The 12,892-nt window shown below is 43.7% G+C and carries 12 protein-coding genes and 1 tRNA gene; 8 read left to right on the top strand and 5 right to left on the bottom strand.

From position 1 onward, the window contains the following. Positions 1-16 precede the first annotated feature (16 nt). Positions 17-817, top strand: a complete 801-nt coding sequence (locus AC1DCV_RS14720) for a lipid II flippase Amj family protein (protein ID WP_477023836.1) — start codon at positions 17-19, stop codon at positions 815-817. 182 nt (positions 818-999) lie between these two features. Then, positions 1,000-1,443 carry a hypothetical protein gene (locus AC1DCV_RS14715; RefSeq protein ID WP_477023835.1) on the top strand — a complete coding sequence of 148 codons (444 nt, stop codon included), beginning with the start codon at positions 1,000-1,002 and terminating at the stop codon, positions 1,441-1,443. 251 nt (positions 1,444-1,694) lie between these two features. Here AC1DCV_RS14715 and AC1DCV_RS14710 read toward each other — a convergent pair whose 3' ends face one another. After that, complete coding sequence (locus tag AC1DCV_RS14710; protein WP_477023834.1) at positions 1,695-2,468, bottom strand: outer membrane beta-barrel protein; 774 nt, start codon at positions 2,466-2,468, stop codon at positions 1,695-1,697. A 320-nt stretch (positions 2,469-2,788) separates the two neighbouring features. Here AC1DCV_RS14710 and AC1DCV_RS14705 point away from each other — a divergent pair, with 320 nt between their 5' ends. From AC1DCV_RS14705 to AC1DCV_RS14690, 4 genes are all read left to right on the top strand, one after another. Further along, the gene (locus AC1DCV_RS14705) at positions 2,789-3,601 is read left to right on the top strand and encodes a helix-turn-helix domain-containing protein (protein ID WP_477023833.1); all 813 of its coding nucleotides are present in this window, start codon (positions 2,789-2,791) and stop codon (positions 3,599-3,601) included. 262 nt (positions 3,602-3,863) lie between these two features. After that, positions 3,864-4,562 carry a hypothetical protein gene (locus tag AC1DCV_RS14700; protein ID WP_477023832.1) on the top strand — a complete coding sequence of 233 codons (699 nt, stop codon included), beginning with the start codon at positions 3,864-3,866 and terminating at the stop codon, positions 4,560-4,562. Then, the gene (locus AC1DCV_RS14695; protein ID WP_477023831.1) at positions 4,559-5,533 is read left to right on the top strand and encodes a c-type cytochrome; all 975 of its coding nucleotides are present in this window, start codon (positions 4,559-4,561) and stop codon (positions 5,531-5,533) included. The genes AC1DCV_RS14700 and AC1DCV_RS14695 overlap by 4 nt, the downstream gene beginning before the upstream one ends. A gap of 42 nt (positions 5,534-5,575) precedes the next feature. Then, on the top strand, positions 5,576-5,986 hold the full coding sequence (locus tag AC1DCV_RS14690; protein WP_477023830.1) for a DsrE family protein: 411 nt from the start codon (positions 5,576-5,578) through the stop codon (positions 5,984-5,986). A gap of 415 nt (positions 5,987-6,401) precedes the next feature. On the opposite strand, the gene AC1DCV_RS14685 is transcribed toward AC1DCV_RS14690, so the two are convergent. From AC1DCV_RS14685 to recQ, 4 genes are all read right to left on the bottom strand, one after another. Then, positions 6,402-7,145, bottom strand: a complete 744-nt coding sequence (locus AC1DCV_RS14685; RefSeq protein ID WP_477023829.1) for a hypothetical protein — start codon at positions 7,143-7,145, stop codon at positions 6,402-6,404. Between the two features lie 324 nt (positions 7,146-7,469). Further along, a tRNA-Phe gene (locus tag AC1DCV_RS14680) sits at positions 7,470-7,542 on the bottom strand. 82 nt (positions 7,543-7,624) lie between these two features. Beyond that, on the bottom strand, positions 7,625-8,392 hold the full coding sequence (locus tag AC1DCV_RS14675) for a DUF3050 domain-containing protein (RefSeq protein WP_477023828.1): 768 nt from the start codon (positions 8,390-8,392) through the stop codon (positions 7,625-7,627). Between the two features lie 30 nt (positions 8,393-8,422). Then, the gene (recQ, locus tag AC1DCV_RS14670) at positions 8,423-10,624 is read right to left on the bottom strand and encodes a DNA helicase RecQ (protein ID WP_477023827.1); all 2,202 of its coding nucleotides are present in this window, start codon (positions 10,622-10,624) and stop codon (positions 8,423-8,425) included. A gap of 156 nt (positions 10,625-10,780) precedes the next feature. On the opposite strand from recQ, the gene AC1DCV_RS14665 reads away from it, so the two are divergent. Further along, entirely contained in the window at positions 10,781-11,755 is a 975-nt protein-coding gene (locus tag AC1DCV_RS14665; RefSeq protein ID WP_477023826.1) for a KpsF/GutQ family sugar-phosphate isomerase, read from the top strand. Between the two features lie 2 nt (positions 11,756-11,757). Beyond that, entirely contained in the window at positions 11,758-12,849 is a 1,092-nt protein-coding gene (locus AC1DCV_RS14660; protein WP_331965876.1) for a mannose-1-phosphate guanylyltransferase, read from the top strand. The last annotated feature ends 43 nt before the right edge of the window (positions 12,850-12,892 follow it).

The following is a 12,892-nucleotide window of genomic DNA, read 5'->3' as shown; positions in this document are numbered from 1 at the left end:
TATAATTGCTACTAAAATGACTACCCAGATTATTATTGTACTCGTCCTCACTTTGCTGATCAACCTGATTACTACATTATCTTATGCAGTAAGGATAGTGGGAGTGAGGACAGGAAGAATTGCCATTACCTTTTCATTATTTAATATCCTTGTATTATTATCACGTACTGCTAACACGCTACAGGCACCACTACTGGCTAAAACGGTAGAACAGGATCTGAAGTTGCAGGTAGCTTCCAATACGCTCATGTTCAGGTACATTATTTTATCATGTACGGTCGGGTCTGTTCTGGGAGCATTTCTTATCCCTACTTTTCAGAGGTTATTGTCCAGGGCGGTGGTGCATTTCAGTGTGCATAAGTCGATACCCAGATTATTTTATCTGGGTCTTTCCGGTGCCGGAATGCAGTTTGTGAAGGAAAGTTTGAAAATGCCATCGAGGGATCACTTAGTGGAGTTAACCGTTCAGAAGAGTTTTCCATGGCGTATATTTTTGTATAACCTGCTGGCTACGGCCATACTTACTATTGCGGTGTTGTCCTGTGTATATGCGGCTTATTTGAATCCGGAATACAGAACAACAGCCAGTAATCTTTCCGGGGTTATAAATGGGGTGGCTACTGTGTTAATGGCGTTATTTATAGATCCTCATTTATCGATCCTTACAGATGATGTGGTATTGGGTAAGGTAGCGGAGAGCTCTTTCCGAAAATATATTTCCTATATGGTTATTGCCAGGATTGGCGGTACATTGTTAGCACAGATACTCTTCCTGCCTTGTGCCCAGCTCATTGCGTTGTTGGCGGAAAAAGTATAGCAGGTACTTATTTTCCCGTAAAGTGATCTACAATGTTGATACTATTTGGAATTGATTAACAGTTTTTTCCGTTTTTTTTTGCTTTTTGGGAGATGATTGTTAAGCCCAGAACGTTTTTTGCTATTGTTGGTAACCCCCATACAGGCAAAGGAAAAACGACCCAGCAAATCTTTGAAAGGAAAATGTTTTTTCCTTTTAAGCAGCCGATTCAAGCGGCGTCATTTGGAGAAGAGCAGTTTGTAATTATCTTTCCCCGTTATCATGGTTCAGATGATTACCTGATGCGTATTAAGACCGTCATTCAGTTTCACAGGGAATCTGACACTTCTTTTTTTGTGGTCATGAATCTGGTGCCTGGTAATGGTATAGGGGATGTGCAAAACATACTGGCATATTTTAACCAGTCTGGGTTTGACATTCACTACCTGATACTAAGCAGCAGCTGGTATGATAGAAAGATGATCAGTTCTGCTGATATCGCACTGTTTGAAGAAGCGGTCGAAAATGGAACCGTTCAAGTCCTGGACCGGGTGGTGACGAAGTCTTTACAGCGCTTCAATGAAAGAACAGCGGAAGTAAAAGAAGAGATGTTGAAGGTCCTGGAAAAGAAGCAGGTTTATTTTTAATGGAAAGGGATGAGTGCATATTTCTCACCTGAAATGGAGGGGATTACTGGTATTGGAGAAATCCGTCCGGCAATTGGCAGTTGTAGCACAACTGTATTGCGGTGGATATTTTATGTCCTGAGCCTGTCTGACAGGAAGGATATTATTTTTTATACCTGGTACTTAGGGCCCGGAAAAGGTCATTAGAGGTGACTTTTTCGGGGACGTTTTCATTAGACGGGGTATATGTCATCAGGTAATGTGGATTGGGATTACCTGATAAAAGCGGCAAAATTATAGCTCAATCCTAACTGCATCTGTAGTGCCTTGCTTTTATCATATATCGGCTTGTACGTAGTTTCTTTCTTATAGAGAGAGTTTAGGAAGTACTGACTGCCCAGCATAATTTCCAGGTTTTTTGCCACAGCCATGCGGGCATTCAAATGTACACCATATAGAAATTTTTGTACATCTCCCTTGCTTTCAAAGAAGGCGCCGATTGCTTCCCGGGTATCTGCATTGGAAACGACCACATAGTTTGAGTATTTTTTGCCAATCAGATAATTGACAATGGGGCCAGCCTGTAAGGAGAACCGGTCAAATGTTAGTGAAACATTCAATGGACGTGATGTGAGGTAGGTGAACTTTGAATCGCCATACTTCGTTGTTAGTTCGCTTAAATTAAAATCATTCTTATAAAGAATGGATTGATAAATGTGGGTATCGTAATCATACCGGATCTGATTTACGCCCAGGGATAGTGAAATCTTCCATCTATCAGACAGCTTCCTCCCGGCTTCCACTTCAAAGTTAAAACCAACCTGCTGTTTAGTTTTAGAACTAGCAGTGGTGACCATGGGAGGATTGGCGGCATTGGCCACACTTATTACGCCCGGAATCGTAAAACCATTCACGATTATGATTTGATTGTTAAAGTTGGGGAGCATACTAACATTAGCACCGGCGTTTACTTTCAGTTCAATTTTTTGTGCTGTAACGATGGCTGGGATCAATGCCAGCGCAAACAGAGGCAATAAGGATTTCATTTTTTCTGAAAAGTAATAAAAACTACGTTTTGGGAAGGTATAAGGAAATTAAAAGCGGGTTAAAAAGAAAAGATACTTTTCAAGATGCCGATGTTTATAGACGTGAAAACGGGGCATCGGAAAATACCCCGTTTTCATGTGGAAAGGAGCCGGGGAGAAGCCGAAGTGCTTAGTGGAGGATCTGGCGGAAATTGCCGGATTTATAAGAAGGATAATGATTCATATATTTGCATATGGATTCAAGTTGGGTCTTTGCCACTATTAACTATTTCAAAGCAGTTTGATATTCCAGATACCCGGTATCTATAAAGCGTTTGAATATGTTCAAGGTGCAATCTTTTCAACCACACCGGTTGTTACAGGATTATATACTTTCCCACCTAATACTGGAAAGCGATTTCCGGGAAGAAGGCAGCCGGAAGATGACCATATTGCCGCACCTGATCCAAAGTCTGGTATTTAATTTAGGTCCGCCAGACAAGGTTTATGATATCACTAATAAGGAATATGTAGCGGCAGACAGTATTACAGGTGCCAATGATATTGTTTGTGAACGCTGCATTTACGCGGGAATGAAAAACCAGGTGATAAATTTTAAACCAGCTGCCTGGTTTAAACTCTTCCATATTCCGGCGACAAATTTCACAAACAAAAGCATTGATCTGTCGGTTATTGTCGGCTCTCAAATGCATGAATTAGGGGAGCAGTTAAGGGAATGTAGCAGCGGAGAACAACAGGTTGTCATCCTGGAAACATTTCTTATCAGCCGGTTATTGAGCGAAAGAAAATATTCTAGAAATCTGAATGAGACGATACGGCTGATATATGCAGCAGATGGCAATATTACCATCCGGCAATTGGAGTCGGAAACTTATCTTACCAAACGTACTTTAGAAAGAAATTTCCTGGAACAGACAGGGCTTCACCTGAAAACATTTTGTCGTATTGTGCGTTTCCGGCGAACGATTGAATACATGGAAAAAGAAAGAAAAATTCAATGGTGTTTATTGGCTAACCGGTTCGGGTATAGCGACCAAACTCATTTTATCAATGAGTTCAGGCATTTCGCAGGATGTTTACCACATGAATATCCTGGTTTCCGCAGCAGCCTGGAGCTGGCGTTGGGGATTTAAATTTTGTCACTTTTATCCGATAGTCCCCGTTTTTATTTTCCTAAATTAGCATCACTTGTAGTTCCCCGTATTAATGCGGTTAAGCAATGATAACATTGGTTGACGAATTGGCCGTATTAATGATGTCGAAAATGCATCTCCTGATATTTTTGACCGTTTTCTTGAAATTCCCACTATCCTTTAAAGCTGGTTTATTGATTGCCTGCTATTAGCAATAGCAGATGTTACAGGTAAATATTCCATTCACCAAAATAGCAATCATATGAGTTATATCGAAAACGATGCGACCAACCGCCGTGATTTTCTCGGAAAAATCATTGTAGGAGCAACGGTGCTGACCATGCCATCTTTTGTTCCTTTAGAGCTGCAGGCTGCATTTCCCCATGAACAAAATATTGGCCTCGAAAACCCCGAAGCATGGGTGAATAAAATCAAGGGCAAACACAAAATGGTGCTGGATGTAGTTCGTCCGCACGATATACTGCCTTTTGCCTGGCCCAAAGTATTTTTACTGACCAATGCAGCTACAGGCACACCCGAAAAAGAATGCTGTGTGGTGGTAGTGTTGCGTCACGATGCGATTCCATATGCTATGAAAAGTGAGCTATGGGCCAAGTATAAATTTGGAGAGATGTTTAAGGCAGATGATCCTGCCACAAAAGCGCCGGCAGTCAGAAACCCCTTCTGGGAGCCTAAGCCGGGAGACTTTAAAGTTCCGGGTGTTGGAGACGTAGCTATCGGAATCAATGAACTGCAGGCCAGTGGCGTATTATTCTGCGTATGTAACATGGCAATAACCGTGTATAGTGCAGTGGTGGCACAAAACATGTCACTCGATGCAGCCGAGGTCAAGAAAGAATGGATCGAAGGAATCTTACCAGGAATACAATTGGTGCCTTCCGGCGTATGGGCTGTAGGACGCGCTCAGGAAAAGAATTGCGGCTATTGTTTTGCGGGATGAAAAGGATTTTTTTCCGGACGTTGTGGGGCATAGTGTTGCTGGGGGTGATTCTGGTTGTTGTTAAAACGGTTTTCAACAATCAGGGTAAACGCGGAAAAAAGGTAATGACGACGTTGTGGATGGCGCCAGATACGGCTACGATCCCACATACACCAAGTGGTGCAATGATCCGCTATGGCCAGGATCTTATAGCCCACACTTCCGTATACCTGGGCCCCAAAGGAAAAATAGCAGCTGTCAGCAACGGTATGAACTGTCAGAATTGCCACTTGGAGGCGGGCACCAAGCGTTGGGGAAACAACTTTGGGGGCACGGCATCTACGTATCCAAAATTCAGGGAAAGGAGCGGCACTGTTGAATCGATTGCAAAAAAAGTGAATGATTGTCTGATCCRCAGTCTCAATGGTATTGCCCTCGACAGTAACAGCCGGGAGCTCAGGGCTATCATAGCTTACATTCAATGGCTCGGGAAAAATGTACCTAAAGGATACAAACCACCAGGAAGCGGAATAAAGGAAATAGCATACCTGGAAAGAAGGGCAGATACCATAAAAGGGAAGCTGGTGTATATGCAGCAATGCAGTAAATGTCATGGAGAGAATGGTGAAGGGAAACTATCCGGAGGTGCTGTTGAGTACGAGTATCCACCTTTGTGGGGAGAGAAAACTTATAATACAGGCGCAGGTATCTACAGGCTGTCGAGATTTGCCGGGTATGTAAAAAACAATATGCCGTTTGGTGCCGACTATAGCAAAACATTATTAACGGACGAGGATGCCTGGGATGTGGCTGCCTTTGTAAATTCACAAATTCGTCCCGTTAAGGAGTTCCCTGAAGACTGGCCTGTAGTAAGCACCAAGCCGGTAGATCATCCTTTCGGGCCGTTTAGCGATACCTTTTCTGAGCAACAACATAAATATGGTCCTTTTGGTCCTATTCTACATCAAAGGGAGAAGCAGCACATTAAATAAACAAGCCGGTTGATATTCATCATTTCAAGTAACAATATGATCATGAAAAAGCTATTCGTACTTGTTGGATGTTTGCTTGGATATCTCGCATCCTATGCCCAGGCAGATTACAAGGTAGTATTTGATATTACCAGTAAATCGGTAGAGGATCATAACACGGTGATACGACAAGTGAACGGTATCCTGAAAGGTAGCCCGGATGCACAGTTGGAAGTGGCAGTTTATGGTGACGCCCTGGATATGGTATTGAAAGATAAATCAAAAATAACACCTGCCCTTACTGAGCTGCTGAACAATAAAAAAGTGAGTGTAAAAGTATGTGGAGCTACCATGAAACGGAATAATAAAGATGCCAGTGAATTGATTCCCGGTGTTGAAGTTGTACCGGATGCCATTTATGAAATAATCACCAAACAGAGAGAAGGGTGGGGGTATATTAAAGTGGCGCATTAATAAAATATGATAATGCCCTGCGGAGGTCAGAGCTCCCTGGGCCTAATAGAGAATCAAGTAGAAAATTTGGGGATAGCGTGAATTTTAAGCATAACGTTTATAAGGCATTAAGAACACTCATCATTATGGTCAGCATTACCTACAAAGTGCATAGTCATTATGTAGGTACTGTCGATTTTATGCTTAGCAACCGCTTAGTACCTATAGAAGTACTGCAGGGGAGGTGGACTTGATGCGGGGATGACGTTCGGATGTATAACCCCGATGAAATTGCATCAGAAGGTGTATGGAGGTCAGAACCAGCCATAGCAGGGCGGCTTCAGTGCCAACTGTAGCTGCAGAAAGAAATACACTATTGAAAGGATGTAGGTATAAAGCGTTTATTTATCAAAATATCTCCGGGGCAAGGAGCGCTTTATTCCAGTTGAATGACAGCTGGATATGTGTATGTATAGGTAAGGTTGGGAAGCAATATCTTCCGCTTTGGGTAAGTGCGTTTATTAGCCTGTTTGGGTACCTGTGGTGCTGCCACCGCAATAATATCGGCGGCCATGTATTGTCTGTTGCCGGATGGGCCATCCTTGTACATCGCTCTTACCTGGAAAACCACTACCAGTGAGCCCTCCCCGGGTACATCGAGTGAAACATTTGTTTCCTGGAAAGTGGTATCCGGCTCTATCATTAGCGTAACTGTTTCGCTACCTGTCACCTGACGTGATATAAAGTTAATACGCGTTGCGATCACTTTTACTTCCAGGGCAGCTATACCTTGATATTCGGCGATGGTTTGTGCGGGAATATTTAATATACCGTTACTTAAAAGCCGGGGAGCCACTGGAAAAAAACGATCGATTCCAGTATGCTGATTGAAGCGGAAGCCTGTTATGGCGGCGTGATGATCGCCGGCAGTAATGAGCAGCTTGTTGAGCCGATTGATGTGGGCGCCGTCACAATGGATATCCAGATGGGGATAGAAAGCATGACGGATAAAAGCGCCTTTCCTGCTGGCGATGCCGAAGCGCCGGGATGCGCGGCGGGTAGCAGCCGTTTGCTGCACGCTTTCGGGCATGCTACGCAGGAAGTATTGGCCATTGCGCTTATACCCAATGAGATTGCCGAGTTTTCTCGTAAAAGAAATGACAGACATTTGTTTTGCCATGGGAGATTATTTTGATTACTATAAATATAACATAATCCGGGGAACCTGTTTTGGGGGCAAGTTGAAGATTATCTAATACGAGTGCAATGAGTATTGTATAATATTCAAGGAGAGTTCGGGAGGGATTTGAGCATGACAAACGCGCGTGTATGGGCCTTTAGAGAATATTGAAAAAGATATCCTCCAGGTTGAAACCTTGATCCAATAAAATGTGATAATGCCCTGCGGAGGGCAGCGCTCCCTGGGCATTATAAATGCTGAAGCCCAGTTGTGCCTACGTTTACGGGCATAAAAAAAGGCCATCTTCCGATGACCTTTTTTTTGTGGTGTGAGCCGGGATCGAACCGGCGACACAAGGATTTTCAGTCCTTTGCTCTACCAACTGAGCTACCGCACCATCCTTTTTTGTTGCCCTCTCTCGTGAGGGGATTGCAAAAGTAATACAATCTTTTGAATTGCAAAATATTTTTTCAAAAAAATTATAAAATCACTTTTTCGTGCAGAATACCGTTCCACAATTCATGACGCCAAAACAGCGACTGTTGGGCGTATTCACCGGCTTCCCGCCATTTATTTTCATCTGCTCCACAAAGTTCGTTGACCATTTGCATAGCCAGTTGGCTATGGTGATCGCCGTCTACTTCTATGTGTCTTTCGAGATAATAAATGAAGGTATCCAGCTTGCCGGGAAATTTCTGATCCAGGTCTTTTACCAATGCCAGGAACATATCAGGAATAAGATCTTCCCGGCCAAAAGTAAATACTGCTGCCATAATATGTGCCTTACCGGTAGCAATCACATCAAAAGTAAAGCCTAAAAAGCCTTTTACAGCCTTAGGAAGGGACGATTTTTCCAAAATGCTTTGGATAGGCTTCCCGGCTTTTACATCGGCTATAATCGTCTTTATATTGCCGATATCGGCACCTGCCTGTTGCATGGCCTGCTCATACAGTTCAAAATGGCTGCAGCGGTTCCCTGCTTTATCCACATCGCTTTCTTCGCCGGTTACAATTTCATTGATGAGATACCGGGTGGCTGCATTACCAACGGGCACCCAGGGAATGTTTACACAGGTAAGCTGTTGTTGTAATCCTTTGAGTAACGACATGAAATCCCAAACGGCATAAACATGGTACTGCATAAATGTACGTACGTCTTCCAGTGTTTGCAGCTCCGCATATAATGGGTGCGCCACTACTTTTTGCCTGTTGGAGGCAATGGTTTCCTGTATTTGTTTGATACTCATTTTGTATGCTTTGATACTGATAAAAACAGCTTAGTTGCCGTATACTACCAGGAATTTAATACGCATCAGTTTCAGCTGTTCCAGCGTATAATCGTTTTCAATCAGCTCTTCTCTTGCCAATACCAGGCTGGAGGTTTCACAACCTTTGAAGTACTCCATGATTTCATCCTGGGCATAGTCATCCAGCTCTTCATCCAGGCAATAGTCGATGTTTAATTTGGTACCACTGGCAACAATGGTTTCCATTTCATCGAGTAGTTGCGAGAGGGAGAGTTCTTTATTTTTGGCGATGGTTTCCAGCGGTATTTTCTTATCGATGTTCTGGATAATAAATACTTTCATCCCGCTTTTGTTCACCACGCTTTTCATGACAAAGTCGTCCGGTTTGGTGATGTTGTTTTCTTCTACATACCTGGTGATAACATCCACAAACTGCTTACCATAACGAACCGCTTTACCTTTACTTACGCCCTGGATCTTTTCCAGTTCCTGAACGGTGGTAGGGTATTGGGTGGCCATGTCTTCCAGGGAAGTTTCCAGGAAGATAACGAAAGGAGGGAGGTTCTTTTCTTTCGCCACTTTTTTACGCAGTTCTTTCAGCATTTCAACTAATGCCGGATCTGCGGAGGCCTGTGCTTCTGCAGCAGCTTCATCTTCATCATCCATGGCGTCTGCATCAAACTGATGATTCAGGGCCACCATAATGGAATATGGTTTTTTGAGGAATTGGGTGCCTTTGTTGGTGACTTTCAGCAGGCCGTATTCTTCTATATCTTTTTCTATCAGTCCCTCCAGCATCATCTGACGCATCAGGGAATTCCAGAAATGTGCATCGTCATCTTTGCCTTCACCAAATACTTCCAGCTGATCGTGGCGGTAGGTGTTGATCTGGGGGCTTGTTTTGCCGGTGATGATGTTGATTACGTATTCGCTGCCGAAACGTTCTTCGAGTGCGCGAATGGCTTTCAGCATGATCACTACCCGGTTTTTCACCTCTATTTTTTCTTTGGGATTGCGGCAGTTATCGCATTGACCGCAGTTTTCTGTTTCGAAGTGTTCTCCGAAGTAGTGGAGAATCACCCGGCGGCGGCACACAGCGCTTTCTGCGTAGGCTACGGTTTCGTTGATGAGTTGTGCGCCCATTTCACGTTCGCTGAGCGATTTATCCCGCATCAGGTGTTCCAGTTTCTGCACATCCTTGTGGGAGTAATAGCAGATACAGATACCTTCCAGTCCGTCTCTGCCGGCGCGACCGGTTTCCTGGTAATAGTTTTCCAGGCTCTTTGGAATATTGTAGTGGATTACGAAGCGTACATCTGGTTTGTCGATCCCCATACCGAAGGCGATGGTGGCTACAATCACTTCTGTATCTTCATGGAGGAACATGTCCTGACGCTGGGCCCTGGTAGTAGGGTCCAGGCCTGCATGATACGCCACTGCTTTTATGCCGTTGGCGACCAGCATATCTGCCAGTTCTTCTGTGGTTTTACGGTTGAGCGTGTAAATAATACCGCTTTTGCCTTTATGTGAGTGAATAAACTTAACAATATCCTTATTGGTTTGCTCCTTTTTGCGCTTGGTCCTGATTTCATAATACAGGTTTGGACGGTTAAAGGAAGAAATAAAGATGTTGGCTTTATTCAGTGCCAGGTTCTTTACGATATCGCTCTGCACTTTAGGGGTCGCCGTAGCGGTTAGGGCGATGATAGGCAGGTTATCGCTGATCTGGTCTATCATTTCCTTCAAACGGCGGTATTCCGGTCTGAAATCGTGTCCCCATTCAGAAATACAGTGTGCTTCATCTACGGCAATAAAGGAAATCTCCAGTTCTTTGAAGAAATCCAGGTTTTCCTGTTTGGTGAGCGTTTCGGGCGCCACATATAACAGCTTGGTTTTGCCCGCTGTCAGATCTGCCCGCACTTTTTTTATCTGCGCCTTGGATAAGGTGGAGTTTAAAAAGTGGGCCACGTTGTCTTTACTGCTGTAGCCTCTTACCAGATCTACCTGATTTTTCATCAGGGCAATAAGTGGTGACACAATCAGCGCACAACCGGGACTCATTAACGCCGGTAGTTGGTAGCATAGTGATTTACCTCCACCAGTTGGCATTATAACAAAAGTATCTTTGCCTGAKAGGATGCTATTTATAATTTTTTCCTGATTTCCTTTAAAGGAATCGAACCCGAAGTGTTCGCGTAATGCATCCATCAAACGTTCCTTAACAACAGCCATTGCATTCAAATTTTAACTCTAAAGAACCAACAAATGACGAAATAATTTTATATGTTTTTTAGGGGACACGAAGTTACTTAAAAAAGCGCGGAGTATCAATATAAATTACATAACAGCACCAGTGCTGACTAAAAAATGATAAATTTGTAATTCGTCATGAAAAGGAATCAAACTATCAATATAGGAGACGTAGCCAAACGCACAATTGCCATGGAGGCATCAGCTATTAATGATTTGCAACAGTTTATAGATGCAGATTTTGAGAAAGTTGTTGAAAAGATCGCGCAATGTGAAGGACGGCTGGTAGTAACCGGCATCGGTAAAAGTGCCATTATTGCCCAGAAAATAGTGGCCACATTTAATTCTACCGGGACCCCCGCACTTTTCATGCACGCAGCAGATGCGATTCATGGAGATCTGGGGATGATCAGAGAGGAAGATATCGTAATGTGTATTTCGAAAAGCGGTACTTCTGCTGAAATAAAGGTACTGGTTCCCCTTGTGAAGAATTTTGGCAACATACTCATCGCCATGGTGGGGAATACAAGCTCGTTTTTGGCCCAGGAAGCCGATTTTGTACTCAACACCACTGTTAGCCAGGAAGCCTGCCCTAATAACCTCGCACCCACCACCAGTACCACTGCACAGTTGGCAATGGGAGATGCATTGGCGGTATGCCTGATAGAATGGCACGGATTTACGGCTGCTGACTTTGCAAAATTCCATCCCGGCGGGGCCCTGGGAAAGAAGTTGTATCTTAAAGTAGGGGATCTCAGCAAACAACATCAATCCCCACAGGTACTGCTAAACAGCTCCTTAAGAGAGGTAATTGTGGAAATATCCTCCAAAATGCTGGGGGTAACCGCAGTGGTGGATGAAAAAGGATTATTAAGAGGCATTATTACAGATGGTGACCTGCGCAGAATGCTGGAGAAAGATGTTCCTACAGCAGCTGTAACGGCCAAAGATATAATGTCGCTGCACCCAAAAATGATTCAGCAGGATCAGCTGGCTATCAACGCACTTGAAATGATGCGCCAGCACGATATAACCCAACTGCTGGTAATGGACGGAGAGCGATATCAAGGTATTATTCACTTACATGATTTAATCAGAGAAGGAATTATTTAGAAATGACACAGCTGAACAGCCATTTTTATGTGGCAATAATGGCAGGGGGTATAGGCAGCCGCTTCTGGCCCCACAGCCGCACAGACAATCCCAAGCAGTTCCTGGACATCCTGAACACGGGGAAAACCCTGCTCCAATGGACTTATGAACGCTTCGCGCAGTTCATCCCAAAGGAAAATATTTTTGTGGTTACCCATCACCAGTATAACAGCAAGGTGAGCGATCAGTTACCTGAATTGCCTGCTGCCAATATTGTGAGCGAACCTTCCCGCAAAAATACAGCTCCATGTGTTGCTTATATCTCCCATAAAATCCATAAACAGGACCCGCTGGCCAATATCATTTGTGCACCGGCAGATCACCTGATTATGGATGGACCTGCTTTTACCAACGCATGCCTCAACGCACTGCTGTTTGTACAAAAAAACAGTGCCCTGCTAACACTGGGTATTAAACCCACCAGACCCGATACCGGCTATGGCTATATTCAGTTCGAACCCCAACAAGTGTCCGACAATGTATACCAGGTAAAAACATTCACAGAAAAACCTAACCTGGAACTGGCTAAAACCTTCCTCCAGAGTGGCGATTTCCTCTGGAATGCCGGCATCTTTGTATGGAATGTGAAAACCATCCTGGCAGCATTTAAACAATACCTGCCGGAAATAGACGAACTGTTTGAACAGGCTACACCGGCACTGAATACCCCACAGGAGAAAGAGGTGATGGAAAAGGTATACCCTCAGTGTACCAACATCTCTATCGACTATGGTATCATGGAAAAAGCCAGCAACGTTTATGTCATCCCTTCCAACTTCGGCTGGAGCGACCTTGGTACCTGGGCTTCCGCTTACGAAAACCTGGAAAAAGATTATCTCGGCAACGCGGTTCAGGGCAAAAACGTAGTGGTAATAGATGCCACCAAATGTATGGTAAAAGTACCCAACGATAAACTGGTACTGCTGCAGGGACTGGATGAGTTCATCGTAATAGATACTAACGATGTATTACTCATCTGTAAAAAAGAAAATGAACAACAGATCAAAGAATATGTTGGAGAAATAAAACGCAATAAGGGCGAAAAATTCCTCTAAAGTTTTTCATTTTTTTGATATTGAAATTTAGATATTTAGCTGC

The sequence above is a fragment of the Chitinophaga sp. 10T418 genome (assembly GCF_056394125.1).
Note: the sequence above shows the minus strand (reverse complement) of the source record. Positions and strands in the feature narration are given on the sequence as shown.